Consider the following 24,358-nt stretch of genomic DNA (forward strand, 5'->3'; position numbering starts at 1 on the left):
GTCTGCCACGTCACGGCCGACCGCGTGGGGTCGGCGACCGGTCCCCTTTCCCCGGCCGACCGACCGCCGTAGGGTCGCAACGACATTTACGGACGGCGGTGCGCCGCCGCCTTCCCGGGAGGTCCCATGAGCACCGACTTCGACGCCATCACCGTCGAGGACCTGCGCGCCGTCGGCGGGCTGAAGTGGGCGGCCTTCCCCGGCACGATCGGGGCCTGGGTCGCCGAGATGGACTTCGGCGCCGCCGAGCCGGTCACCGCCGCCCTGCACGCCGCCGTCGACCGGGGGCTCTTCGGCTACCTGCCCACCGCCGTCGCCAAGGACATGTCCGCCGCGTACGCCGGGTGGGCCCGCCAGCGCTACGGGTGGGACCTGCCGACCCGCAACGTCCGGGCGATGGCCGACGTCCTGGCCACCCTCGAGATGACCATCACCCACTTCACCGCGCCCGGCTCGCCGGTCATCCTGCCCACACCGGCGTACATGCCCTTCCTCACCCTCCCGCCCGCGCTGGGCCGGGAGGTCATCCAGGTGCCGCTCCTCCTCGAGGACGGTCGCTACGTCTACGACCTCGACGGCGTCGACGCCGCGTTCACCGCCGGCGCCGGCCTGCTCATCCTGTGCAACCCGCACAACCCCGTCGGCCGGGTCCTGGAGCGCTCGGAGATGGAGGCGATCGCCGGCGTCGTCGACGCCCACTGCGGCCGGGTCTTCTCCGACGAGATCCACGCCCCGCTCGTCTACCCCGGGCGCACCCACGTCCCGTACGCCTCGATCTCCGCGACGACGGCGGCCCACACCATCACCGCGACGTCGGCGTCGAAGGCCTGGAACCTGCCCGGGCTCAAGGCGGCGCAGGCCGTGCTGTCCAACGACGCGGACCGGCGGCGGTGGGCGGAGGTGGCGACCTGGGCCGAGCACGGCGCCGCCAACCTCGGCGTCATCGCCAACACGGCCGCCTACACCGAGGGCGGGCCGTGGCTCGCGCGGGTGCTGGACTACCTCGACGGCAACCGGCGCCGCCTCGGAGAGCTCCTGGCCGAGCGCATCCCGGAGATCCGCTGCACCGAGCCGGAGGGCACGTACCTCGCGTGGCTCGACTGCCGCGCCCTCGAGCTGGGCGACCGGCCGTCGGAGTTCTTCCGCGCCGAGGCGAAGGTGACCATGACCGACGGGGTGCTCTGCGGCGGGGCCGGCGCGGGCTTCGCCCGGTTCAACTTCGCCATGCCGCGCCCGGTGCTCGAGCAGGCGGTCGACCAGATGGCCCAGGCGCTGGCGCGGCGCTGAGGCCGGCCCTGAGCGCTGCCGACGCCGGGGGCACCGGCGCGGCGCCACCGACGCCGGGCCGGCGCCCCCTGCGCATCCGGTCCCGGCGTCGGCCCTGCCGTGGTCTCAGTCCTCGTCGGTGTCGTCCTCCACCGAGGCGGTCGGGACGCCGTCGACGCACACCGCCTGCAGCTTGGTCTCGGACCCCCCGGTCCTGAACTCCACCTCGAGGTCGTCATCGTCGTCGCCGAGCTCCACGGTCCACCCCTCCACCGGTGTGGCGTAGAGGAGCTCGAGCGCCGCCCCGCGGCACACCACGCCCACCTGCCCGCCCGTGACGTCCCAGGTGCGCGCCACCTCGCCGGTGGTGGTGGGTGGCTCGGTGGGCTCAATGGTGGGATCCGCGGTGGGCTCCGACGTCGGGCTGGGCGTCGGGCCGACGGTGGGGTCGGGCGCGGCAGCCTCCTGGGCCGCGCGGGCCGACTCGACCTCGACGGGGCTGAGGACGCTCGCGCGGCCCTCCCCCGGGTCGACCACGGCGGCCACGGCCCACCACGCGACGAGCCCGACGAGCGCGACGGCGAGCACCCAGGCGAGGACCATGACCGCGCCGCCGACGCGGCCCGTGCCGCCGGCGTTCCCGCCCCGGCGCCCTGCGCCGCCCGTCCCGTCCATGCCCCCATGGTGGCGCGCCGGAGGGTTAACGCGTGGCTAAGGCGGTCACAAACCTGTCGTGGGACGCCGCCCGGCCGTCCACAACGCCCGCGACGGCCCGCGGTCATGCCCTACCGTCGGGACCGTGGCCGACGTGCTCATCGTCGAGGACGATGCGACGATCCGCACCGCCCTGGTGCGGGCCCTCGGCGCGCGCCACCACTCCACCATGACGGCGCCCGACGCGATGAGCGGGCTGCAGTCCCTCGTCGAGCACCGTCCCGACGTCGTCCTGCTCGACCTGGGCCTGCCCGACCTCGACGGCGCCGCCCTCCTGGCGATGATCCGGGCCGTGAGCGACGTGCCGGTCATCGTCGTCAGCGCCCGGGACGAGGGGGCGGGGATCGTCGAGCTCCTCGACGCCGGGGCGGACGACTACCTCGTCAAGCCGTTCGCCGCGGACCAGCTCGAGGCCCGCATCCGGGCGGTGCTGCGCCGCGCCGGTGCCCCGGGACCGGCCGGGCCCCTGACCGTCGGCGGCCTGGTCGTGGACCCGCGCGCCCGCACCGTCCGGCTCGACGGCGCCGACATCGAGCTCAGCCCCAAGGAGTTCGACCTCCTGCACTACCTCGCCGAGCGGCCCGGCGAGGTGGTCAAGAAGCGCGAGCTGCTCGCCGAGGTGTGGAACCAGCCCTACGGCGGGGCGGACAAGACGGTCGACGTCCACCTCCACTGGCTGCGGCGCAAGCTCGGCGAGACCGGCGACGCCCCGCGCTACCTGCACAGCGTGCGCGGCGTCGGGGTGAAGCTGGCCCCGCCGCCATGAGGCGTCTGCTCCTGCTGTACGGCCTGGCGATGACGACGGCGGTGCTCGTCGCGTTCCTCGTCCCGCTCGGCCTGCTTGCCCGCTCGTTGGCGCAGGAGCGCGCGCTCGACGCCGGGAGGGAGGACGCGCAGGGCGTGGCCGTCTTCGCGGGCGGCGTCGCCGCCGATGCCGCCCGGCTCGAGGCGGCCGTCCTCGACGTCAACACCGGTCCGCGCACGACCACGGTCTTCCGCCCCGACGGCTCGCTCGTCGGGCCGGCCGCTGCGGTGACGACGGCGGTGGAGGTGGCCGCCGGTGGCCGCGCCCTGACCGCCCGGACCGACGGGGGCGTGGAGGTGCTCCTGCCGGTGGGCGGCGCCGACGGTGTGAGCGTGGTCCGCACGTTCGTCCCCGACGGCGAGCTCACCGCCGGGGTGGCGCAGGCCTGGCTGGTCCTGACCGGGGTCGGCGCCGTGGTCCTGGCGGCGACGGCGATCGCCGCGGACCGGATCGCCGCGCGGCTCTCCCGCTCCGTGCTCGACCTCGCGACGGTCGCCGGCCGGCTGGGCGCCGGGGACCTCACCGCGCGGGTGGAGCCCTCGGGGCCGCGGGAGGTGGTCGCCGTCGGGCACGTGCTCAACGGCCTCGGCGCACGGGTGTCGGCGCTGCTGGCGGACGAGCGCGAGCTCGTCGCGGACCTCTCGCACCGGCTGCGCACCCCGATCACGGCGCTACGCCTGGACACCGAGCTCCTCACCGACCCCGCCGAGCGCGAGCAGGTGACCGGCCACGTCGACCAGCTCGTCGCCGGGCTGGACGCCGTCCTGTGGGCCGCGCGCCACCCCGCCCACGAGGGGGCCACCGGCCGCTGCGACGCCGCCGGGGTCGTCCGCGAGCGCGGAACGTTCTGGGAGGTGCTGGCGTCCGAGCAGGGTCGCGCGCTCACCGTCGAGACGGCCGGTCCCGCCGAGGTGGCCGTAAACGCGGACGAGCTCGGCGCGGCCCTGGACGTCCTCATCGACAACGTCTTCAGCCACACGCCCGACGGCACCGCGTTCCGCCTGGCCGTGGAGCGCGACGCCGGTGCGAGCGGCGCGGCGAGGGTCGTGGTCGAGGACGAGGGGCCGGGGTTCGTCGACCTCCGGCTGGCCGAGCGCGGTCGCTCCGGCGCGGGGTCGACCGGCCTCGGGCTCGACGTCGCCAGGCGGACGGCCGAGCGGGCCGGCGGGCGCCTGGTGCTCGGCAACGGAGCAGCCGGCGGAGCACGGATCGTCCTCGAGCTGCCGACCTTGAGGGAGCCTTAACCGTTCCTTGCCGCGGCGCTCACCTCGCCGGCGAGAGCGTGGGGTTGTCAGGACGAACAGACCCCCGAGAGGAACGATCATGAGCTGGAAGAAGCGCACCGCCGTCGCGACGGCCTCGGCCGCCCTGCTGGCCACCGGCGGCTTCGCCGTCGCCAACGCCGTGGGCCCGGCCCCGGCCGAGAAGGGCACGGCGTCCGTCACCCACGACGCGTCCACGAGGTCAGCGCTCGAGCAGGAGCTCGACGCCCTCATGGCCCAGGTCGACGCCATGGAGTCGGCCGCCCCGGACGACAGCGGCGACGACGCGTTCGACGACAAGGGCGGCGACCGCCCCGACGGGATCTCCGACGACAGCGGCGACGACGCGTTCGACGACAAGGGCGGTGAACGGCCGGACGGCGTCTCCGACGACACCGGCTACGACGACAACGGCGGCGACCGGGACGACCACGACGATGACGACCGGGACGGTCACGACGACGATGACGACCGGGACGGTCACGACGACGATGACGACCGGGACGACGACTGATGTCGACACCGCAGCGGTCGTGGGCGGCACTCGTGCTCCTACCAGCCACCGTCGGGCTCTTCGGCGGGACGCTGGCCTGGGCGGGCGCCCACGACCCGGGAGCCGCACCGCTCCCGACGACGATCTCCCCGGCCGGCTCACTCCCGGGCGGGGAGTCCGGCACGGCGGACGAGGACCTCGCCGAGCTGGCCGGACGGATCTCCGAGGCCCGCGAGCGCATCGAGACGCTCCGCGCGACGCTCGAGGACCGGTCGGTCACCCCGGCGCTCCCCGCCGGCCGGACAGGGACCGGCACCACCCCGGCGGCCGGCGCCGACACGGCCCCGCCGGTCGACGCCACCACGGGGGCGTCATGAGCGCCGTCGCCACCACCGCGCCCGTCGTGCGCGAGTTCCGCTCGATGACCAGTCCGGTGCGGGTGACGCTCACCGACCCGGGCCCGACGGCCCAGGAGCTGTTCGACGGCGTCGAGGCCGTCTTCGCCGAGGTCGCGCGGGACTGCACGCGGTTCGGCCCGGTCGGCCCGCTCGTGGCGGCCAACGCCGACCCCGGTGCCTAGCACGACGCCCCGCCCGCGCTGGCGCACGCGCTGGTCCAGGCCCAGCGCGCGCACCGGGACACCGACGGCCTGTTCGACCCCCGCGTCCTCGACGTCCTCACTGCCTGGGGCTACGACCACACCCTGCCGTTCACCGACGACGGACCGGGACCGGTGGTCGAGATGCGGCGCACCGCCCCGGTGGGCGGCACCACGCCGTGGGAGCCGCGCGTCGAGCGTCGCACGCACGGTTGGCGCATCCACCTCGGCGGCGCCCCCGTCGACCTCGGTGGCATCGGCAAGGGACTCGCGGTCCGCTGGGCGGCGGCCGCCCTCGCCCGCGCCGGCCAGGGCTTCCTCCTCGACGCCGGGGGCGACCTCGCCGTGCGTGGCCCCGCCCCGCACGGCGGGCCCTGGCGCGTCGCGGTGGAGGACCCGGCCGGCGGCGGCCCGCTTCTCGTCCTCGCCCTCGACGGCGGCGGGTGTGCGACGTCGTCGACCCGGCGTCGCCGCTGGGTCTGCGGCGGGCAGGCCGTCCACCACCTCGTCGACCCGCGCACCCGACAGCCCGGCGGCACGGGTCTGGCCGCCGTGACGGTCGTCGCCGCCGACACCGCCTGGGCCGAGGTGTGGAGCAAGACCCTCTTCCTCGCGGGTGCCGACGGCGTACGCGAGCGGGCGGCAGAGCTCGGGCTGGCCGCCGCGTGGGTGCGCGAGGACGGCGGCGTCGGCACCACCGCGGCCCTGGACGACCACCTCATCTGGCGGCGGACCGATGGCTGAGGGCCAGGAGCCGCGGGACCGCACCCCGGTTGCGCAGACGTCCGCCGAGGCGGTGGGCCTCGTCCTCGTCGTCGTCGCCGGGGCGGTGTCGGTCGCCCTCGCCACGGTCCTGGTCCTCGACGTCGTGCAGGGCGAGACGGCCCTGTGGGTCCTGGGCCGGGCCAGCGGGGTGACGTCCTACGTGCTGCTCGTGGCGCTGGTGAGCACCGGCCTCCTCCTCGCCCACCCGTGGGCCCGGCGGCTGCGCCGTCCCCGCCCGGCGACGGTCCAGGCCCTGCACGTCTCCCTAGCGACGTTCACGCTCACCTTCACCGGGCTGCACGTGGCCGTCCTCGCCACCGACCCGTGGGCGCAGGTCGGCTGGCGGGGCGCGCTGCTGCCGATGGCCTCGCAGTACCGCCCGGTCGCCGTCACCCTGGGGGTCCTCGCGCTGTGGTCGGGGCTGGTCACCGGGCTGACCGCCCGGCTCGCCGGGCGCGCCGCCGCGCGGGTGTGGTGGCCGGTGCACAAGGTCGCGGCGGGGGCGCTGGTGCTCGTGTGGGCGCACTCGGTCCTCGCGGGGACCGACGCCGCCGCGCTGCGCGGGTTCTACCTCGCCACCGGTGCGCTCGTGGTGGGGCTCGCGCTCACGAGGTACGCCGCCCGGACCCCCGCCGACCGGGTCCGCGACCTCGGCCGGCAGCTGCCGACGGTTCGCCGCAGCGGAGCCCGGCGGTGACCACGACCACGGCGCCGACCACCACCGGCCTCCTGCTGGGTCCGGTGCGCCTGCCCCGCGCCTCCGCCGGGGCGTGGGCCGGCCCACCGGAGGGCATCGCCGCGCACGTCCGTCGCCTCGGTCCCCGCCCGGCGGGCGGGGCGTGGCTCCTCGCGACCATCGACGCCGCCGGCCTCACCGGGCACGGTGGCGCGCACGCCCCCACGGCGAGCCGGTGGCGCGCGGCCATGGACGACGGCGCGCCCGCCGTCCGCAGGCCCGCCGCGGGCGCCGCACCGCGCCGTCCGCTCACCGCCGTCGCGAACGCCGCGGAGTCGGAGCCGCTCGGCGCCAAGGACGCCACCCTCCTGCGGCAGCGTCCGCACCTCGTCCTCGACGGGCTCGACCTCATGGCCGAGACCCTCGGTGCCGACCGCGCCGTCCTGTGGCTGCACGACGACGACCGCCCCACCCGCGCCGCCGTCGAGGTCGCCCTGCGCGAGCGCCCGGCCGGCCGGGTGCCGGTCGAGGTCGCCGCCGCCCCGACCCACTACCTCTCCGGCGAGCGGTCGGCGATCGCCCGCGCCCTCGCCGGCGGACCGGTCCTGCCGTGGGGCCGGCCCGCGCCCGAGGTGCGTGCACGCCGGCCGCGCACGGTCGTCGGCAACGCCGAGACCCTGGCGCGGGCCGCGCTCCTCGCCCGTGGGTTCCCGCCGCTGACGGCCCGGCTGCTCACCGTGCTGACACCGTCCGGCCGGGAGGTCCTCGAGGTCCCGGCCGGCACTCCGGCCGACGTCGTCCTCGCCGGTGCGGGGTGGCACGAGGCCCCGCAGGCGGTGCTGCTCGGCGGGTTCGGCGGAGCCTGGGCGCCGTGGCACGCCGTCGCCACGTTCGACGAGGCGGCCCTGCGCGCGGCCGGGCTGAGCGCGGGGCCCGGGATCGTCGGCCCGATCCCCCACGGCGCCTGCGGGCTCGCCGAGACCGCGGCGATCGCCGGCTACCTCGCGGCGATGAGCGCGGGCCAGTGCGGGCCGTGCGTCTTCGGGCTGCCGGCCCTGGCCGACGACGTGCGCCGCCTCGCCGCCGGGACCACCCGGCGTACCGCTCGTCCGGGACGGCCCGACCGGCTCACCGAGGACCTCGACCTCGTCGCCGGCCGCGGGGGCTGCCACCACCCGGACGGCGCCGTCGGTCTGATCCGCTCGGCGCTGTCCACCTTCGCCGACGACGCCCACGCCCACTCCCGCGGCCGTGCCTGCCGGGTTGACACCTTCATCCCCGTCCCGGCGGTGCAGCCATGACCGGTGCCCCGCAAGCCGCCGCAGCCAGTGCTGCCGCACGAACCGCCGGGGCCGGCGCTGCCGCGCCACGGCTCCGCGTCGACCCGGTCACGTGCGACGGCATCGGGGCGTGCGCGCTCGCCGCCCCCGACCTCGTCGACCTCGACCCGTGGGGCTTCCCGCTCATCCCCCGCCGGGGCCTGGCCCCCGCGGAGCTGGCCGCGGCCCACGCGGCGGCGCGAGCGTGCCCGCGCCAGGCCCTGTGGTTCCAGAGCCGGTAGCCATCGTCAGTGGGAGCGCCGCACGAGACCGGTCAGCCTGGCCCCCAGGTAGCCGAAGACAGCACCGCCCGCGAGCAGCCTGGCGGTGAGGTACCACCGGCCGGGCGACTGCTCGCCGTAGACGCCGAACGCCGCAGCGAGGCCGACAGCGACGAAGACCAGCGCCGCCACGATCAGCACCCCGCCGGCGACGGTGCGCACAGCGCCGCCGTGCCTCGCGCTCATCGCTCCGTGCCCGTCGTCACGCCGCCCCTTCGTCGAGTTGTGAGTTGTTGCTCCCCCGAACGTCTCCTACAGCGCACGAACCCACAACTCGGCGCGGCGCAACCCACCCCGACACCCACACCCCGGCGCCGCCCGACACACCCCGACACCCACACCCCGGCGCCGCCCGACCCACCCCGACACCCCACACCCCGGCGCCGCCGACGGCCGTCACACCCGCGCCAGCTCCGGCGCGAAGTCGGGCATCCGCTCCCCGAGCCCGAAGAACGCCTCGATCGCGGCGACGACCCGCTCCCCCGCCCTACCGTCCCCGTAGGGGTTCACCGCCCGGGACATCGCCGCGTACGCGTGCGGGTCCGTGGCCAGCTCGGCCACGGCGGCGACCACCGCCTCCTCGTCCGTCCCGACGAGGCGGACCGTCCCCGCATCGACCGCCTCGGGCCGCTCGGTGTTCTCCCGCAGCACGAGCACCGGCTTGCCGAGCGCCGGGGCCTCCTCCTGCACGCCACCGGAGTCGGTGAGGACGATCGACGACGCCGCCATGACCGCGGTGAACTCCCCGTACGGCAGCGGCTCGGTGACCACCACGTTGCCCAGGCCGGCCACGGCCGGCTGCAACGTCTCGCGCACGGTGGGGTTGCGGTGCAGGGGCAGGACGAAGGTGTGCCCGGGCAGCATCGCCGCCAGGCGCGCGACCGCCCGGCCGATCCCCGCCACCGGGGCGCCCCAGCTCTCCCGCCGGTGGACGGTGACGAGCACCAGCGGCCGCCCCGCAGCCATCGTCGCGCGCAGCCGGGGGTCGCCGACCGTGGCCGGACGTCCCACCGCGTGCAGGAGGGCGTCGATGACCGTGTTGCCCGTGACGACGACGTCACCCGGGTCCACGTGCTCGCGCAGCAGGTTCGCCCGCGCGCCCGCCGTCGGCGCCAGGTGCAGCGCCGTCACCTGGGAGGTGACCCGCCGGTTCGCCTCCTCCGGGAACGGCGAGGAGAGGTCGCCGCTGCGCAGACCGGCCTCGAGGTGGAACACGGGCACGCGCCGGTGGAACGCCGCCCCGGCGGCCGCGGCCACCGTGGTGGTGTCGCCCTGGACGAGCACCGCGTCGGGCCGGACGGCCTCGAGGAGCGGGTCCAGGCGAGCGAGCACCTTGGCCATGAGGACGCTGAGGCTCTGCCCGGCGGCGAAGACGTCGAGGTCGTGGTCCGGCACGATCCCGAAGACGTCGTTGACCTGGTCGAGCATCTCCCGGTGCTGCCCCGTCACCACCGTGAGCGAGGTGAGGGTCGACGACGCCGCGACCGCCCGCACCACCGGCGCGACCTTGACCGCCTCCGGACGCGTGCCGTACACGGTCATGATCCGCGGTCGCACCGCTGCCCTCCTCACCGTCGAGATCTCACCCGCAGTTCAGGACGGTTGCCGGGCGATACCCACTACCCTAGCTGGGGTACCCCCCGGCGGGGGGACACCTCGTCCAGGACCAGGAACATCGCCGACGTCGACGGAGCACGGAAGGGGACGCGCGTGAGCCAGCCCGTGCCCGCCCGACCGGGCCACCTGCTCACCCGCGCCTGGCCCCGGTGGCTCTACCTCGCCGGGGACGCGCTGGCCTGGGTGGTCACCCTCACGGTCCTCACGGTCGCCCGGTACGACCTCTCCTTCGCCCGGGTCAACCGTCCGGGCCTCGCCCTCGCCGTCGGTCTCGTGCTTCTCGCCCACGTGGGCGGCTCGCTCGTTCTGCGACGCCGGTACCGCTACGCCTCCACCGACGAGGTGGTGGCCCTGTCGGTGCTCACCGGCGCGGTCGCCGCCGCCCTCGTCCTGGCCTCGGCGCTCACGGAGCCACGGGTGCTGCCGCTGTCGGTGGCGCTGGCCGCCCCGGCGTCGGCCCTCCTGGCGATGCTCACCCTGCGCTGGCTCTACCTCCGCGGCCGGCGGTGGGCGCGGCGGCCGCCGCCGGACGTGCGGCGCACCCTCGTCCTCGGCGCGGGCGCGGGCGGCGCGCAGGCCATCGCCATGATGCTCGGCGACGTCGCCTCGACGCTGCGGCCGGTGGGTCTCCTCGACGACGACCCCCGCCGCCGGCACCTGCGCATGTCCGGGCTGCGGGTGCTGGGCACGATCGCGGACCTGCCCGAGGTGGCCGCCGCGACCCGTGCGCAGGTGGCCGTGCTCGCGATCCCCTCCGCGACGTCGGAGCAGGTGGCCCGCGCCGCCGACCTCGCCGCCGAGGCGGGCGTGACCCTCAAGGTCCTGCCGCCCGCGGCGGAGATCCTCGCGTCCCGCCGCGCCCCCGGCGGGCACGCCCCGCACGTGTCGGCCCTGCGCGCCCTGTCGCTGGAGGACCTCCTGGGCCGCCGGCCGGTCGACACCGACGTCGACTCCATCGCCGGCTACCTCGACGGCCGGACGGTGCTGGTCACCGGCGCGGGCGGGTCCATCGGCTCCCAGCTGTGCCGGGAGATCGCCCGCTTCTCCCCGGCGCGCCTGGTCATGACCGACCGTGACGAGTCCGCGCTGCACGCCGTCCAGCTCTCCGTCGACGGCCAGGCGATGCTCGACTCCGAGGACCTGGTCCTCGGCGACCTGCGCACACCGGGGTTCGTCGACCGCCTCGTCGCCCGCCACCGCCCGGACATCGTCTTCCACGCCGCGGCCCTCAAGCACCTCACCCTCACCGAGCGGTTCCCCGAGGAGGCCTTCCTCACCAACGTCGCGGCGACGGCGACGCTGCTCCAGGCCTGCGCCGCGGCGGACGTCGAGCGGTTCGTGCACATCTCCACCGACAAGGCGGCCGACCCCGCGAGCGTCCTGGGCTTCACCAAGCGGCTCTCCGAGCGGGTCACGGCCACCGTGGCCGCCGGTCTTCCCGGAACGAGCCGGTACATCTCCGTGCGGTTCGGCAACGTGCTCGGCTCGCGCGGGTCCGCCCTGACCACCTTCGCCGCCCAGCTCGAGGCCGGGCTCCCGCTGACCATCACCGATCCGGCGATGACGCGGTACTTCATGTCCGCGCACGAGGCGTGCCAGCTCGTCCTGCAGGCCGGGGCCATCGGCCGCTCCGGGGAGGTCCTCGTCCTGGACATGGGCGAGCCGCACAACGTCGAGGACCTCGCCCGCCGCTTCGCCGCGCTCCACGGCTACCCCGCCCCCGAGGTCGTCTACACCCGGGTCCGGTCCGGGGAGAAGCTCGTCGAGGCCCGTCTGGGCGAGGCCGAGCAGGACCACCGGCCGGTGCACCCGCTCATCAGCCACGTCCGCGCCCCCCTGCTCGACCCGGACCTCCTGCCTGCCATCGCCGAGCTGCGCAGCGATGTCCTGGCCCGGCCCGACGGCTCCGTCGCGGCGTGGCTGCGCCGCGTCGCCCTCGCCCCGGCCCTCGCCGGGGCGGCCGGCCGTAGGCGGACGTCGTGACGACGGCGTGGCCGGGCCCCCTGCCGGCGTGGCCGGGCCTCGTGACGGCCGGGCCGGGCTCCGTGACGACGGCGGGGCGCCCGCGGTGACGGGCGGGCTCGTTGCGGCGGGACTGACCGCCGCGGTCGTCACCGCACTCGCGCTGGCCGCCCTGCTGCCGCTGCTGCGCCGAGCGGGCGTCGTCGACGTGCCCGTGGGCCGGTCACTCCACGACGGTCCCGTCGCGCGGGGCGCGGGGCTGGCCCTCGTGCCCGGCCTCCTCGCCGCGACCGCCGCCGGGCTGCTGCTCCCGGCGACCGGCGCCGGCGTGCTCGACGCGACGCTGGGCGTCCTGGCCGTCGTCGCGGGCACGCTCGCCCTGGCGACCGTGGGCCTGCTGGACGACCTCTACGGGATCAGCGTCGCGGCCCGGCTCGCGCTGCAGCTCGGCGTCGGTCTCGCGCTGGGCGTCGCCGCCGTGGCGGTGAGCGGGCGCAGCGCGGCGTGGGTTCCGCTCGTGGGGCTGGTGGTCCTCGTCGTCGTCAACGTCACGAACTTCATGGACGGCGCGAACGGCCTCCTCGGCCTGCACGGGCTCGTGACGGGCGGCTGGTACGCGGTGCTCGCCGTCGTCGGCGACGGCGGGCCGCTCATCGGGGCGGCGGTCGTCGCCGCGGGCCTGGCCGGCGCGGCCGCCGGGTTCCTGCCGTTCAACGCACCTCGGGCACGGGCCTTCCTCGGCGACGTCGGCTCCTACCTCCTCGGCGCGGCCTGGGCCCTGCTGGGGGTCTGGCTCCTGCTCGGCGGCCGGCCCGTGGAGGCGGTGGCCGCCCCGCTGCTGGTCTTCCTCGCCGACACCGCCTACACCCTCCAGCTGCGCCTGCGCGCCGGGCACCGCTGGTACGAGCCGCACAAGCTGCACGTGTACCAGCGCCTCGTCACCGCCGGGTGGCCGCACCTGCGGGCCGCCGGCCTGGTGGCCGGCGTCGCGGCGCTGTGCGCCCTGCTGGCCGTGCCGGCGGCAGCCGGCGCGCCGGCCGGCGCGCGGCTCCTCGCCGTGGCGGCCATGGGCACGCTGTGCGTGGCCTACCTGCGGCTGCCGGTGTGGGTGGGCGCGCCGGCGCCCTGGCGAGGCGGTCCGCGATGAGGATCCTGCTCGTCACGCACTACTACGCCCCCGAGGTGGGCGCGCCGCAGCACCGGTGGGACGCGCTCGTGGCCCGGTTCGTCGCGGCGGGCCACGAGGTGGCCGTGCTGGCGCCGTCGCCCCACTACCCCTCCGGCCGGGCCGGTGCGCTCGCCGCCTCCGAGCGGCCCGGCGCGATCGCCCAGGGTCGGCACGGCGAGACGGTGCACCGGCTGAGGTTCGGCGAGTACGGCACGGGCGTGACCTCCCGGGCGCGGGACCAGCTCGTCACGGCGGCGGACGCGGTGCGGGTGGGCGTGACCCGGTTCGCCGGGGCCCGCCGGCCCGACGTCGTCGTCGCGACGGCGCCGGGTCTGCCGTCGATCCCGGCCGGTCTGGTCCTGGCCCGGGCCCTGCGCCGCCCGCTCGTCCTGGAGATGCGCGACGCCTGGCCGGACCTGCTCGGCTCCCACCCGGAGTGGGACACGCAGCCGAAGGGGCCCCTCTCCCGTCTGGCCGCCGCCGTGCTGCCCGGCGCCGTCACCGCGGCGCAGCGTCGCGCGGACGCGGTCGTGACGACGACGGCGGGGTTCGCCGAGGTCCTGCGCGGCCGCGGTCTGCGCCGGGTGCGCGTGGTGCGCAACGGCGCCCCGGTCCCGGACCTGGCGCATTCGGGCGGGCCGGGCCAGCCGGGCGGGCCGGGCCAGCCGGACGGGCCGGGCCAGCTGTCGCACGATCGCTCCGGCCGCGAGCTGTGCGTGCTCTACCTCGGCACCGTCGGGCGCTCCCAGGGGCTCGGGACCGCCGTCGACGCCGTCGTGACCGCCGCCCGTGCGGGCGCGGACGTGCACCTGCGCATCGTCGGCGACGGCGCCGAGGTGCCCGCGCTGCGGGCGCACGCCGCCGGGGCCTCCCGCGCCGGCGCCCGGGTGGACGTCCTGCCACCGGTGCCGCGGCACGCCGTCGGGGAGCACTACGCCTGGGCCGACACCGTCCTGGTGAGCCTGCGGGCGTGGCGACCGCTGCACTGGACCGTCCCGTCGAAGCTGTACGAGGCGCTCGCCACCGGCCGGCACGTGAGCGGGGTGCTGGCCGGCGAGGCAGCCGGGATCGTCTCGGCCGCGGGAGCAGGGCACGTCGTCGAACCGGGTGATGCCGCCGGTCTCGCGGCGCTGTGGCTGCGGCTGCACGCCGACCGCTCCCTCCTCGACGTCGGGACCGCCGGCCAGGAGTGGGTGCGCCGGCACGCCGACCCCGACCGGCTCGCCACTGACTACCTCACCCTCCTGACGGAGGTGACCCGCGACCGTGCCCCGCGCCGCGCAGCGGAGCTCGCGCGCAACGTCGCCCTCCTCGCCCGTACCGCCGCGCACCACGCCGCGGACGACCCGCTCCTCCTCGCCGTCCAGGTCGCCCGTCGACTGCCGGCCCGCACCCGCGAGCCGCTGGCCCGGCTGGTCCGGGCCGGCACGCGCGGCCGCGGGACCCGGGCCGCGCTGGCGGCCTTCGTCGCGGATCGGCCCGACGACGCCGCCACGATCCTGCGGGCCGAACGTCCTCGCGGGGCGCTCGCCGCCGAGCTCGCCGTGCACCTCGGGGTGGGTGGCACCGTGGGTTCCGACGGCCCGGGCCGCGCCACGACCGCAGCGCGCGCCGCGTGGCAGCGCGGGGACATCGCGGCGGCCGTCGGGCTGGCCAGGGGCTCGCGGGCCGCCGACGCCTACCGGCGCCGGCTGCTGGCCGAGCGGCGGACCATGGAGCCGGGGTTCCGCCTCGGCACGCCCACGCCGCCCGCCGCCGTCGTCGGCCGGTCCGTCGACCGCTCCCCGCGAGCCCTGCACGTCCTCACCAACTCCCTGCCGTGGACGGCGAGCGGCTACTCCCTGCGCTCCCACGCCGTCCTGCGTGCGCAGCAGCAGGCGGGCATCGACGTCGAGGCGGTCACCCGGATCGGCTACCCGGTCACCGTGGGGCTGCCGTGGGCGCGCCCGCTCGACGACGTCGACGGCGTGCGCTACCGCCGGGTGCTGCCCACCGCGCTCGCGCGCACCCCGGACCGGCGGCTGGAGCAGATGGCTGTCCACGTCGAGCGGCTGGCGCGGGAGCTCGGCCCGACCGTCCTGCACACGACGACGAACTACACCAACGCCCTGGTCACCGAGGCGGTCGCGCGGGCGGTGGGCCTGCCCTGGGTGTACGAGGTGCGCGGGCAGCTCGAGAAGACGTGGCTGGCCTCCCGGCCGGCGGCTGAGCGCGATGCCGCGGCGGCGAGCGAGCGCTACGCCCTGCTGCACGCGAAGGAGACGGAGATGGCCCTGGCCGCCGACCACGTCGTCACGCTCAGCACCACCCTGCGGGCGGACCTCGTCGAGCGTGGCGTCGACGCGGGCCGGATCACCGTCGTCCCCAACGGGGTGGACGAGAGCCTCCTCGACCTACGGCTCTCGCCCGCCGAGGCGCGTGAACGGCTTGGGATACCCACGGCCGGCTTCTGGGTGGGCACCGTCAGCTCGTTGGTGGACTACGAGGGGCTGGACACCCTGCTCGACGCCGTCGCACGCCTGCGGCGGCAGGGGCTCGACGCGCGCGGCGCGATCGTCGGCGACGGCGTCTCCCGGCCGGGCCTGATCGCCCGGGCCGAGACGCTCGGCATGCCGGGCGCGGTGACGTTCCCCGGTCGGGTGGACCGGGACGAGGCCGCACTGTGGCACCGCGCCCTCGACGTCTTCGTGGTGCCGCGGCGTGACGTCCCGGTCTGCCGGGCGGTCACACCGCTGAAGCCGGTGGAGGCCATGGCGGCCGGCCGGCCGGTCGTGGTCAGCGACCTGCCGGCCCTGACGGAGATCGTCACCGAGCCCGGGACCGGCGTGGCGGTGCCCGCCGGCAACGTCGACGCGCTCGCCGCCGCGCTGGCCAGCCTCGCCGGGGACCCCGAGGCTCGGGGCAAGTACGGTGAGGCGGGCCGCCGGTTCGCCGCCACACGCACCTGGCGTGGCAACGGGGAGCTGTACCGGCGGATCTACCGGAGTCTGGGGGCCGGGTCGTGAGCACGGAGGACACGCAGACCGCGATGGCGAACGCACGGTTCGTGGAGCAGATCCACGGCGACGAGCACCACGAGGTGGTGGGCGCCTGGGCGCTCCGCCCGGTGGGCGGTCGACCATCCCTCAACGACTACGTCCGTGAGCTGCACCGCCGTCGGCACTTCGTCTGGGCGGACGCACGTGCTCGCGCGTTCTCGGGCGAGTCGGGCACGCTGCTGGGGAATGCCTGGCTCGTCGTGAAGCCACTGCTCGACGGGCTGACCTACTACCTCATCTTCGGCCTGCTGCTCCAGGTGTCACGTGGCATCGACAACTACGTCGGGTACCTGCTCGTGGGGGTCTTCCTCTTCAGCTACACCTCGCGGTCCCTCACCGGTGGCGCGTCGGCGCTGGTCAACGGCAGGAACATGATCCGTGGGTTCAGCTTCCCGCGCGCGACCCTGCCGATATCGGTCGTGATCCGTGAGGCCGTGGGCATGGTGCCGGTCGTGACGACGATGGTGGCGCTGATCCTGCTCATCCCCCCGCATGCGGAGGTGACCTGGCGGTGGGCACTCTTCCCCGCGGTGTTCGCCCTCCAGACCGTCTTCAACACGGGGTTGGCGCTCATCGCCGCCCGCCTGACCGTCCATGTCCCCGACCTGCGCAACGTCCTGAGCTTCGTCACCCGGCTGTGGTTGTACGGCTCGGCCGTGATGTTCTCCTTCGACCGCTTCGTCACCGATGAGCGCCTGCTCACCGCGCTCGAGCTCAACCCGGCGTTCCTCGTCCTGGACATCAGCCGGGACCTCCTTCTCTACGGCGCGGACCCAGCGGCGAGGTCGTGGCTCACCCTGAGCGCCTGGGCCCTGGCCACCTTCGTCGTGGGACTCGTCTTCTTCTGGCGGGCCGAGGACCGGTACGGCCATGACTGAGCACTCCACAGCCGCCGCGGTGCGAGAGATGACCCCCAGTGATGAGCCCAAGACGGGCATCGAGGTTCCCACCGGCGCCGCGACCGTCGCCGTGGCCGATGTCCACGTGCGTTACCGGACGCCTTCGACAGAACGTGCCGCAGCGGCCGCCGGTTCGCCGCTGCTGCGCGCCGCCAACCGGGCTCTCGGCCGGTCACCGCACGTGCTCGTCCGCGCCCTGAGCGGCATCTCCTTCGTCGCGCGGGCCGGCGAGTCGATCGGCATCATCGGTCGCAACGGCTCCGGGAAGAGCACGCTCCTGCGCGTCATCGCCGGACTCGAGACGCCCGCCCGAGGCTCGGTCCTGGCCGAGTCCACCCCGGTCCTCCTTGGCGTCAATGCGGCGCTCCTACCCCACCTCTCGGGTGAACGGAACGTCGTCCTTGGCCTCCTGGCCATGGGAAAAACGCCTGCGGAGGCCGAGCAGCTCACTCCGGAGATCGTGGAACTCGCAGGGATCGGACGCGCCATCTACCTTCCGATGCGCACCTACTCCTCAGGAATGGCGTCACGACTGCGCTTCGCGATCGCTGCCGCGGCCGAGCCGAACATCCTCCTCATCGACGAGGCGCTGGCCACCGGCGACGCCGCCTTCAAGGAGCGCAGCGAGCTGAAGATGGCCGAGCTCAGGGCTCGGGCCGGCACCGTGTTCCTCGTCTCGCACGCCGCCCAGACGGTCGAGGAGATGTGCACCCGAGCCATCTGGCTCGACAAGGGCCGCGTGATCCTCGACGGACCGGCGTACGAGACCGCCCAGCAGTACCGCTGGTGGTCCTGGAACGTCGCCAAGGGCGAGACCGACAAGGCCGAAGGCCTTCTTCAGTCTGCCCTCGCCCAACGGAAGGAGACGGTCGTAGAACTAACCGAACCAGACCCTCCGGGGACCGTGCCCCGTCATGCCCGAAGGACGCCATGACCTCGCTCTACGCGTGTTGCGTCAGCCCCAAACCGACAGCAACAGAGCAAGACAACAACCGGGAAGGAGACGAATGTGACGACGGGAAGCCACAGCATCACCCTCGCCGATCTGGCGGAGGGCGGTCTCAACGCGCCCGTCCGGAAAGTAGATCGACTAGACGATTTCTCACCCGCTACCACCATGGGCGCGTCTCGGTACAGCCATTCCCTCGGGCGTGACTGCACACTCGACGCGCTGCTCGTGAACAATGCCTCAGATATTCTCGTTGTCTCATTCCATGGCGCACTCGACCGGCGACGCTTTACGTTGCCGCGCTTCGAGCGACTCAACTCCCTCAAGGACCAGGAGGTCAGCAGCCTCTACTTCGCCGATCCTGCGCTCCATTTGGATCCAACGCTGGAGCTCGCTTGGTTCACCGGATGGCACAGCGTCGATCTCACACCGATTCTCGCCCAGTGGGTCCTGACCGCCGCACGCGCCGTCGACGCGAGCCGGATCATTCTCACAGGGTCATCGGGAGGCGGCTTCGCCGCCCTGCAGGTAAGCAGCCTGATTCCCCACAGCTTGGCTATTCCATTCAACCCGCAGACCGCCATCTCCGCCTATTTTGCGAACGGCTTCATGCGAGGCCCTCAGCGAAAGTACGTCACCGTCGTCATGCCGGAACTCGCACCTGACGGATTCGATCGGCTTGAACCGAACCTCGACTGGGCTTCCCCTCTCGGCGAACGCCTCTCCGCCGTCCAGCGATACGCTCGCAAGCAGATGAATTACGTGCTCTATGCGACCAACCCGAACGATTTTCACCACCGTGACCACTTCCTTCCGCTAGCGGAGGCAGCGGCCCGCGGAAGGAACGTGCAGAATCTGCGGGTCCACGAGTACGACGGGCCTGCAGGCCACACTCCGCCAACGCCCGAGGTCTTCACTTCCGTGCTTGGCAACGGCATCGAATGGGTTCGCGGAATCGGTGACGTCGGCGCCTCGTGAGGCCGTGAGGACTCAACTTTCGAGACCCAAGGCCTCGATCAGCAGTGAGTCGATGCGCGTCTGTCGGAGCGATCCATAGACACGCGCTCTTCCCTCCTTCTGCACCTCCGCGTATCGGACGGGGTCGAGTAAGGCAGCGACCGAGGAGCGAACGGGACTCGGTTGATAGCCACCGATGGCGTAGTCGCCGAAGTTGCTCAGCATCCCCGCTTCGAGGTCATGGCCGTGCTGGAGTCCTACCATTTCGCGCGCACCCGCAGCGACGCATGGGGTGCCAACAGCAAGGCTCTGCATCGCGCCCCGTCCAGCACCAACTGATAGCACGGCGCGGCTCATGATCTCCGGGACATCGTGCGAATCGATCCAACCTCGGAAAGTGACCTGCACGTTAGTGCCGGCGACCGCCTCGGCCATTCGGTCCTCAGCGAAACCTCGATCGGGACCGTCGCCGTAGATCGAGACCCCCCATCGCACATCCGGACGCGTCGACTCGAGCGCGGGCGCGATTTCTTGCAGGATCTCGAACTGGCGACGCTTGTCGTGGGCCAGCCTCGAGGCAAGGACCACGTCGCCTCGCCCTGCTCGCAGCTTCTCGTCGAGGGAGTGCTGGTCAAACGTAAAGCAGACTTCTGGCACGCCGTTGGGAACCACCCATACCTTCTCTTCTGAGATCTTGCAGTACTGGACGAGAAAATGCGCGAGCGACTCAGCGGTGACGAGGATTCGCTCGGCACGGCGCTCCCAAAGGAACGCTTGATCGTGGGCATATCCGTGGAACATCACGACGAGAGGCGCCCCTAACCTCTCCGCCACATGGAGGCCGAACTCGCGTGACTTGAACGGTTGGGCGAAGACGAGGTCATGGCGACGCCGACGAGCGAGATCATTGGCAACCTCGCGCCAGTCCTCCCAGTCGACTACGACCACCTCGGCACCGATCTGGCGACCGACCTCAGCGATCTTTCCCTCGCGCACCACAAGCGTCACGGGATGGTCTCGGGCGATAAGGGCCTGAGCAGCGTGGATGACGTTCTCATGGAGACCGCCCCAGTCCGCCACGGTGAAGGCGGGCAACAATACTCGCGCCTTCCGCTTGAGCCACCTCACCCCGTCACCACCACGCCCAGCCCTACAGCGCCAACGAGCGCGGAGAGCCTGGTCAGTTCTGATGTCCCGACACGACACGAGAGCTGCACAGAGCCTGCCCCGAGGTCAGCAGCGAGCAGCATCGCGACAGCCGTCTCGGCATGCAGTGCCGAGAGTGGCGACCCGGCGCCGACGAGATCGGTGTTCGTGGCAACCCAGAGCGCGTCGCGCGAGAGCACCGATCCGGTGAAAAGGTCCATCCTCAGAAGATGGATAGCGAAGACGTCGCGTCGTTCGTCAGTCCTCACTGTGTCCCTCAGAGGGTCAACCACAGACACCGCACGCAAAGAGCGCTCCCCGAATACCGGATCGTCGCTCCCGCCTCGTACGTGGATCGGACGAATCGACCGCGGACGGAGGAACTGCTGGATGGCCGCGGACACGCGCTCAGACATGCCCGACGGCGGCCCGAAAACCTCTCCGATGTACTGGCCGAACGCCAGAGCGCTTGCCACAGCAAGGTAGTCCCTAGGCCGCGTCCGAGGTTCGTGGTCCAGATAGAGTGAGGTGACCGGCGGGGTGGCGTCACCAGTGTCGAGGCGCGCAACCTCCAAGCCGCTCCGACCGTCGTCGAGGGTGACCCACTCAAATCGCATCAACGGCCGCCTTCTCCTCCAGCAGCGAGAGATCCTGCAGCAATGGGTCGAGCACCAGCTGCTCCGTTCCCACAAGCGCGACACTCGATCCGTCGGGTTCTTGGCGCAGCCGTGCAAAGGCACGCAGGGCGGTCCGGCGATCACTGAACCCAATGAGGGTGACGTCCAGACGGTCCTCCGAACTGGCGCTCACGTGGACTCGCCGGAAAACGCTGTGCGAGTACTCTCCAGCAACGGCACTCAGGAGCGTCGAGTGTCTGTCCGGCGCCATGACGAGCGCTTCCAGAGAACCTGTTCCATCCCTGAGAGATCGCGCGACCAGACGAGCCGCGACCCTCATGAGCGCCTGCCTCAAACGGTCTTGCGGAAACGGCACGCCTTCGACTGGCCTCAGTCGCGCCTCTACCTCGAAGGTGATTCCAGCAGTTCGCAGGCGAGCAAGATCCGCAAGCGTCACGTCATCCACTTCGGCCGATTCCTCGATCTCCCGGCCATCGAGTGACCGCTCGAGGATGACCACTCCAGTGTCGCTCACCTTATTGACAGCGATCACCTTGTTGAGCGCCCCACCACGCAAGAGAACGCGCCGTTCTACCAGATGATCGGGGAGGTAAGCCGCGAAGTGACGCTGGGGTTCCGATCTGCCGGGAATGGTCGGCCATCGGGTCTCGGACTGCCGGCTTCGGACCTTGTCCGCAGAAGCCACCGAGGTCCCCGACTCGAGCATGAGCCGACTGAGCCTTGCCCCGGCGTCCTGACTCGTTCGGTCGACGACGCTTACCTGACCTGGGTGCATCCTTCGGAGGAACATGACGCATCCTGCATGCCGCCAGCGCACGCCCATGCGCATTAGTCTTAGGGCAAGATTGTGATCGACCGCACTGGTCATCCGTTCGTCGTAGCGAAACCGCCGGAGCAGCTCTGTCTCGATCAGCCATGTCGCATGACCCGGGCTCTGACCGTTGTGAAGTGAGACCGGCATCCCGAACTCCTCGCGCGTGACGTGGGTGATCATCTCTGCTGACTCATTGTCGAAGTTGACCCAGGCGCCGTACGTTGCGCGATCCTGCTCCTGGAGCGCCCCGAGGCCCTTCTCGAGTCGCCAGGGAAGCATGATGTCGTCATCGTCGTGGACCGCCGTGTAGAACCCGCGGGACTCGTCGGCGCCACGATTTCGCGCACCGGCGATACCCGCCTGTTCTTGGCGGATATACCGAACGCGGGGGTCGGTCCCGGCCACGGACGCGACGACGTCCGGAGTTTCATCGTCCGACCCATCGTCGATGACTAACAGCTCAAAGTTGTAGAAGGTCTGTGCCAAGACGGAGGAAATGCTGTCCCGTAGAAACGCCGCTCGGTTTCTCGTGGCGATCACCACCGACACCAGCGGGGAATTTTGGTCGCTCGACGACCATACGGGCAGGTTCCGGACAATGGAGGGATCTGCCCTCACAGACTCTTCGATCAGGGCCACCTCGGCGCGCCCCAACCGGACCGTGTTATCGACCGCGACACACGCAGTTGACAGATCCTCCCGCCACTGCACCGAGCACCCGACGCGACGCAACCGCTCGGCAAGGTCAATACATGGCCTCGTGCGTGCCCTGGCCGTCTCGTCGAAGCCCTGGATCCGGAGGAATGCCGCGCGGTCAAAGATGACGGCCGTACCCGCAGTCCAGCGATCCCTCGCAATTGGAGTCAGCAAAGAGCGGCCCCAACCGCCACTAGGCTCGGTCCCGTAGGACAAGAGGGTGACACTCTCTGTCCGGACAGTGCTCCGGACGCCATCTCGTAGGTCACCCAGGCTAACCGTGGCGGGCTCCTCAAGCACCACCACCACCGGCGATTGCGAGACGACGACAGCGGCGTTCAGGGCTGCACTGAAACTCACGCTCTCTGCTACCGAAAGGAGTGTCGCGTTGGGTACCGGGACCTGTACCAGCGGACTGGCACCGATGGTTGCCACCAGCCAGACGTCGTCCGCTCCGCGAACCACCTCCAGCAGACCCATCAAGACGCTCTCGGGCCACTCCCGTACATCGGCAACGATCGTCCACCCGGATGCCTCGATCATTTCGCACTCCCAAGCATGTCGGCTGTGAGCATCATTGATCCGCCCCTTCCGGTCGGTGCGTCCTCTCTGACCGTGTCAAACCGCAGCGCCACGGTCCCGAAGGTCTTGTCGGCCGCTGAGACGGTCGCGCTTCTCCAGCCCTGGACCGTTAGCACGAGCCGGGATGCCGGTACGGTGTAAAGGCCGCGCATGCCTAGTCGGACCGTCTGCCCGTTCGTCGCTGCGGGCATGTAAACGTACGGAAGACCCAGCCTTTTCGAGATCGGCCACGGTGCGCCAGTCGGCACTAGCCGCTCACCGTTTGCGTCCCAACCATGCACCGTGATCACGAAGTCCTTCTCGAACTGCACGTCGCGTCGCAGACGCACGAACACCTCGGATACGAAGAGCGGAAGCGGGGTAACCACCTCGTACGATTGCGCGCGTGACCGGCGGATCACTGCTCTAAACCTCGCGGCTCCAGGAGCTCTCCTGAGCGCCCGGGCCAGGGCCTTCACCCGCGTGTCCGCTCTGCGTAGAAAACGGATCGCTGGAGCACCGAACTGCTGCCGAACGCTTCCAGCATGGGCTCGAACGCAGTGTGGGGCACCAGCACAGCAAGCACGTCGGCGTCGTCGGCGACCGCAAGCGTTGTACTGAGTTCGACCCGACTGTGTCCGGCGAGACTCTCCGGCATCTTGGTTACGTGGGGGTCGGTAACGACAACGCTCGAGACAAGGTCGTTCGCGGCCAGACGTTCAACCACCTCGACAGCCGGAGACTGCCGCAGGTCGTCGACGTCCTTCTTGTAGGTAAGCCCTAGGACCTGGATCTTCCCCGGCCGCGGTCCGAGAAGTCCAACGATCCTCTCTGCCACCCATTTCGGTTTGCGGTCATTCACGCCTCTCGCCGCCCGAATGAGCGGTGTGAGTTCTGGCGCCGCCTCGGCGATGAACCAGGGGTCGACCGCTATGCAGTGACCACCGACGCCGGCACCTGGTGACAGGATGGATACGCGGGGGTGGCGATTCGCGAGACGGATTAGTTCCCACACATTCACCCCGAGCTGCTCCGCAACCACCGACATCTCGTTGGCAAAGGCGATATTGACGTCCCGGTACGCGTTCTCCGTCAACTTCACCATCTCGGCGGTGCGGGCTGTGGTCAGGTGGAACTCGCCGCGCGAGAAGTGCTCGTACAGCCACTTCGCACGCTCAGCGGCGTCCTCGCTGAGCCCGCCGATCACCCGGTCGTTCTCAACGAGCTCGACCATGATCCTGCCGGGCAGCACCCGCTCCGGGGCATGTACGAAGTCGACCACACCAAGGCCGTCGGAGGGCAGGTCCGGCCGCGCGCGGGCGACCCGCTCCGCGATCCGCTCGGTGGTGCCCGGCGGTGAGGTCGACTCGAGGATGACCAGCTCTCCTCCCGTCAGCCGCTGGGCGACCGCGTCGACCGCCGCGTCGACGAAGGAAAGGTCCGCCTTCCGGTCCGCGGTGAACGGGGTCGGCACGGCGATGATGTGAACCGACGCCTGGGGCACCTGGGTCTGGGCGATCAGATTCCCTGCGTCGACTGCGCGCGTCAGGTACTCGGCGAGCTCGGGCTCCACGAACGGAAGGTCTCCGCGGTTGACCGCGGCAACTCGCCCGTCGTCGGTGTCGACACCGACGACGCGAACCCCGTGCGTGGCCAGTAGGGCGGCGGTCGGGAGACCGATGTACCCCAACCCGATCACCGCGACGACAGATTCCGACTGATCCACTGCTACCC

24 protein-coding genes are annotated in these 24,358 nt (G+C 72.7%); 16 read left to right on the forward strand and 8 right to left on the reverse strand.

Going from position 1 to position 24,358, the window contains the following annotated elements; genetic code table 11:
* The first annotated feature begins 126 nt into the window (after window positions 1-126).
* On the forward strand, window positions 127-1,287 hold the full coding sequence (locus EDD32_RS03850) for a MalY/PatB family protein (protein ID WP_123914769.1): 1,161 nt from the start codon (window positions 127-129) through the stop codon (window positions 1,285-1,287).
* A 105-nt stretch (window positions 1,288-1,392) separates the two neighbouring features.
* Here the strand turns inward: EDD32_RS03850 and EDD32_RS03855 are convergent, their stop codons facing one another.
* Window positions 1,393-1,941, reverse strand: coding sequence for a hypothetical protein (locus EDD32_RS03855; RefSeq protein WP_123914771.1), 549 nt, complete (start codon window positions 1,939-1,941; stop codon window positions 1,393-1,395).
* Between the two features lie 124 nt (window positions 1,942-2,065).
* Here EDD32_RS03855 and EDD32_RS03860 point away from each other — a divergent pair, with 124 nt between their 5' ends.
* The 9 genes from EDD32_RS03860 to EDD32_RS03895 all read left to right on the forward strand — a co-directional run bounded on the left by EDD32_RS03860 (window position 2,066) and on the right by EDD32_RS03895 (window position 8,140).
* On the forward strand, window positions 2,066-2,746 hold the full coding sequence (locus tag EDD32_RS03860) for a response regulator transcription factor (protein WP_123914773.1): 681 nt from the start codon (window positions 2,066-2,068) through the stop codon (window positions 2,744-2,746).
* Window positions 2,743-4,029 (forward strand): sensor histidine kinase, encoded by a 1,287-nt coding sequence (locus EDD32_RS03865; protein ID WP_123914775.1) that lies wholly within the window; start codon window positions 2,743-2,745, stop codon window positions 4,027-4,029. Before EDD32_RS03860 ends, EDD32_RS03865 begins: the two co-directional genes overlap by 4 nt.
* Before the next feature lie 79 nt (window positions 4,030-4,108).
* A complete protein-coding gene (locus EDD32_RS18720; protein WP_170175194.1) occupies window positions 4,109-4,561 on the forward strand; it encodes a hypothetical protein in 453 nt (150 codons plus the stop codon).
* Window positions 4,561-4,917 (forward strand): hypothetical protein, encoded by a 357-nt coding sequence (locus EDD32_RS03875; protein WP_123914777.1) that lies wholly within the window; start codon window positions 4,561-4,563, stop codon window positions 4,915-4,917. The genes EDD32_RS18720 and EDD32_RS03875 overlap by 1 nt, the downstream gene beginning before the upstream one ends.
* Window positions 4,914-5,120, forward strand: a complete 207-nt coding sequence (locus EDD32_RS03880; RefSeq protein ID WP_123914779.1) for a hypothetical protein — start codon at window positions 4,914-4,916, stop codon at window positions 5,118-5,120. Before EDD32_RS03875 ends, EDD32_RS03880 begins: the two co-directional genes overlap by 4 nt.
* Window positions 5,121-5,138: 18 nt before the next feature.
* The gene (locus tag EDD32_RS03885; protein ID WP_123914781.1) at window positions 5,139-5,882 is read left to right on the forward strand and encodes an FAD:protein FMN transferase; all 744 of its coding nucleotides are present in this window, start codon (window positions 5,139-5,141) and stop codon (window positions 5,880-5,882) included.
* Window positions 5,875-6,600 carry a hypothetical protein gene (locus EDD32_RS18725; protein WP_170175195.1) on the forward strand — a complete coding sequence of 242 codons (726 nt, stop codon included), beginning with the start codon at window positions 5,875-5,877 and terminating at the stop codon, window positions 6,598-6,600. The genes EDD32_RS03885 and EDD32_RS18725 overlap by 8 nt, the downstream gene beginning before the upstream one ends.
* Window positions 6,597-7,880, forward strand: coding sequence for an NADH-ubiquinone oxidoreductase-F iron-sulfur binding region domain-containing protein (locus EDD32_RS03890; RefSeq protein WP_170175196.1), 1,284 nt, complete (start codon window positions 6,597-6,599; stop codon window positions 7,878-7,880). Before EDD32_RS18725 ends, EDD32_RS03890 begins: the two co-directional genes overlap by 4 nt.
* Window positions 7,877-8,140, forward strand: a complete 264-nt coding sequence (locus EDD32_RS03895) for a ferredoxin (RefSeq protein WP_123914785.1) — start codon at window positions 7,877-7,879, stop codon at window positions 8,138-8,140. The genes EDD32_RS03890 and EDD32_RS03895 overlap by 4 nt, the downstream gene beginning before the upstream one ends.
* Before the next feature lie 6 nt (window positions 8,141-8,146).
* Here EDD32_RS03895 and EDD32_RS03900 read toward each other — a convergent pair whose 3' ends face one another.
* Window positions 8,147-8,365 carry a hypothetical protein gene (locus EDD32_RS03900; protein WP_123914787.1) on the reverse strand — a complete coding sequence of 73 codons (219 nt, stop codon included), beginning with the start codon at window positions 8,363-8,365 and terminating at the stop codon, window positions 8,147-8,149.
* Window positions 8,366-8,575: 210 nt separating this feature from the next.
* Window positions 8,576-9,721 (reverse strand): non-hydrolyzing UDP-N-acetylglucosamine 2-epimerase, encoded by a 1,146-nt coding sequence (gene wecB, locus EDD32_RS03905; RefSeq protein WP_123920144.1) that lies wholly within the window; start codon window positions 9,719-9,721, stop codon window positions 8,576-8,578.
* A gap of 168 nt (window positions 9,722-9,889) precedes the next feature.
* Between wecB and EDD32_RS03910 the strand changes: the two genes are divergently transcribed.
* The 6 genes from EDD32_RS03910 to EDD32_RS03935 all read left to right on the forward strand — a co-directional run bounded on the left by EDD32_RS03910 (window position 9,890) and on the right by EDD32_RS03935 (window position 18,790).
* The gene (locus EDD32_RS03910) at window positions 9,890-11,779 is read left to right on the forward strand and encodes a polysaccharide biosynthesis protein (RefSeq protein WP_211338715.1); all 1,890 of its coding nucleotides are present in this window, start codon (window positions 9,890-9,892) and stop codon (window positions 11,777-11,779) included.
* Window positions 11,780-11,807: 28 nt separating this feature from the next.
* The gene (locus tag EDD32_RS03915) at window positions 11,808-12,905 is read left to right on the forward strand and encodes an MraY family glycosyltransferase (RefSeq protein WP_170175197.1); all 1,098 of its coding nucleotides are present in this window, start codon (window positions 11,808-11,810) and stop codon (window positions 12,903-12,905) included.
* Window positions 12,902-15,931: a glycosyltransferase family 4 protein gene (locus EDD32_RS19380; RefSeq protein WP_246005965.1), complete on the forward strand. Its 3,030-nt coding sequence runs from the start codon at window positions 12,902-12,904 to the stop codon at window positions 15,929-15,931. The genes EDD32_RS03915 and EDD32_RS19380 overlap by 4 nt, the downstream gene beginning before the upstream one ends.
* A gap of 23 nt (window positions 15,932-15,954) precedes the next feature.
* Window positions 15,955-16,842, forward strand: coding sequence for an ABC transporter permease (locus EDD32_RS03925; protein ID WP_123920148.1), 888 nt, complete (start codon window positions 15,955-15,957; stop codon window positions 16,840-16,842).
* Window positions 16,835-17,797, forward strand: coding sequence for an ABC transporter ATP-binding protein (locus EDD32_RS03930; RefSeq protein WP_123914793.1), 963 nt, complete (start codon window positions 16,835-16,837; stop codon window positions 17,795-17,797). The genes EDD32_RS03925 and EDD32_RS03930 overlap by 8 nt, the downstream gene beginning before the upstream one ends.
* Window positions 17,798-17,872: 75 nt before the next feature.
* Complete coding sequence (locus EDD32_RS03935) at window positions 17,873-18,790, forward strand: hypothetical protein (RefSeq protein ID WP_123914795.1); 918 nt, start codon at window positions 17,873-17,875, stop codon at window positions 18,788-18,790.
* A 12-nt stretch (window positions 18,791-18,802) separates the two neighbouring features.
* On the opposite strand, the gene EDD32_RS03940 is transcribed toward EDD32_RS03935, so the two are convergent.
* Genes EDD32_RS03940 through wecC form a run of 5 tightly spaced genes read right to left on the reverse strand, consistent with a single transcriptional unit; the run spans window position 18,803 to window position 24,350 of the window.
* Window positions 18,803-19,897, reverse strand: a complete 1,095-nt coding sequence (locus tag EDD32_RS03940) for a glycosyltransferase family 4 protein (RefSeq protein ID WP_170175198.1) — start codon at window positions 19,895-19,897, stop codon at window positions 18,803-18,805.
* Window positions 19,894-20,532 (reverse strand): hypothetical protein, encoded by a 639-nt coding sequence (locus EDD32_RS03945; protein ID WP_123914799.1) that lies wholly within the window; start codon window positions 20,530-20,532, stop codon window positions 19,894-19,896. The genes EDD32_RS03940 and EDD32_RS03945 overlap by 4 nt, the downstream gene beginning before the upstream one ends.
* The gene (locus tag EDD32_RS03950) at window positions 20,522-22,606 is read right to left on the reverse strand and encodes a glycosyltransferase family 2 protein (RefSeq protein WP_123914801.1); all 2,085 of its coding nucleotides are present in this window, start codon (window positions 22,604-22,606) and stop codon (window positions 20,522-20,524) included. The genes EDD32_RS03945 and EDD32_RS03950 overlap by 11 nt, the downstream gene beginning before the upstream one ends.
* On the reverse strand, window positions 22,603-23,103 hold the full coding sequence (locus tag EDD32_RS03955) for a hypothetical protein (protein WP_123914803.1): 501 nt from the start codon (window positions 23,101-23,103) through the stop codon (window positions 22,603-22,605). The genes EDD32_RS03950 and EDD32_RS03955 overlap by 4 nt, the downstream gene beginning before the upstream one ends.
* Window positions 23,100-24,350 (reverse strand): UDP-N-acetyl-D-mannosamine dehydrogenase, encoded by a 1,251-nt coding sequence (gene wecC / locus EDD32_RS03960; protein WP_123914805.1) that lies wholly within the window; start codon window positions 24,348-24,350, stop codon window positions 23,100-23,102. The genes EDD32_RS03955 and wecC overlap by 4 nt, the downstream gene beginning before the upstream one ends.
* Between the last annotated feature and the right edge of the window lie 8 nt (window positions 24,351-24,358).

The organism is Georgenia muralis (genome assembly GCF_003814705.1).
Taxonomy (GTDB): Bacteria; Actinomycetota; Actinomycetes; order Actinomycetales; family Actinomycetaceae; genus Georgenia; species Georgenia muralis.

Coding starts and splice junctions, on each gene's coding strand:
- EDD32_RS03850 (WP_123914769.1), top strand. CDS start 127: ATGAGCACCGACTTCGACGCCATCACCGTCGAGGACCTGCGCGCCGTC.
- EDD32_RS03855 (WP_123914771.1), bottom strand. CDS start 1,941: ATGGACGGGACGGGCGGCGCAGGGCGCCGGGGCGGGAACGCCGGCGGC.
- EDD32_RS03865 (WP_123914775.1), top strand. CDS start 2,743: ATGAGGCGTCTGCTCCTGCTGTACGGCCTGGCGATGACGACGGCGGTG.
- EDD32_RS18720 (WP_170175194.1), top strand. CDS start 4,109: ATGAGCTGGAAGAAGCGCACCGCCGTCGCGACGGCCTCGGCCGCCCTG.
- EDD32_RS03875 (WP_123914777.1), top strand. CDS start 4,561: ATGTCGACACCGCAGCGGTCGTGGGCGGCACTCGTGCTCCTACCAGCC.
- EDD32_RS03880 (WP_123914779.1), top strand. CDS start 4,914: ATGAGCGCCGTCGCCACCACCGCGCCCGTCGTGCGCGAGTTCCGCTCG.
- EDD32_RS18725 (WP_170175195.1), top strand. CDS start 5,875: ATGGCTGAGGGCCAGGAGCCGCGGGACCGCACCCCGGTTGCGCAGACG.
- EDD32_RS03895 (WP_123914785.1), top strand. CDS start 7,877: ATGACCGGTGCCCCGCAAGCCGCCGCAGCCAGTGCTGCCGCACGAACC.
- EDD32_RS03900 (WP_123914787.1), bottom strand. CDS start 8,365: ATGAGCGCGAGGCACGGCGGCGCTGTGCGCACCGTCGCCGGCGGGGTG.
- wecB (WP_123920144.1), bottom strand. CDS start 9,721: ATGACCGTGTACGGCACGCGTCCGGAGGCGGTCAAGGTCGCGCCGGTG.
- EDD32_RS19380 (WP_246005965.1), top strand. CDS start 12,902: ATGAGGATCCTGCTCGTCACGCACTACTACGCCCCCGAGGTGGGCGCG.
- EDD32_RS03925 (WP_123920148.1), top strand. CDS start 15,955: ATGGCGAACGCACGGTTCGTGGAGCAGATCCACGGCGACGAGCACCAC.
- EDD32_RS03930 (WP_123914793.1), top strand. CDS start 16,835: ATGACTGAGCACTCCACAGCCGCCGCGGTGCGAGAGATGACCCCCAGT.
- EDD32_RS03945 (WP_123914799.1), bottom strand. CDS start 20,532: ATGCGATTTGAGTGGGTCACCCTCGACGACGGTCGGAGCGGCTTGGAG.
- EDD32_RS03950 (WP_123914801.1), bottom strand. CDS start 22,606: ATGATCGAGGCATCCGGGTGGACGATCGTTGCCGATGTACGGGAGTGG.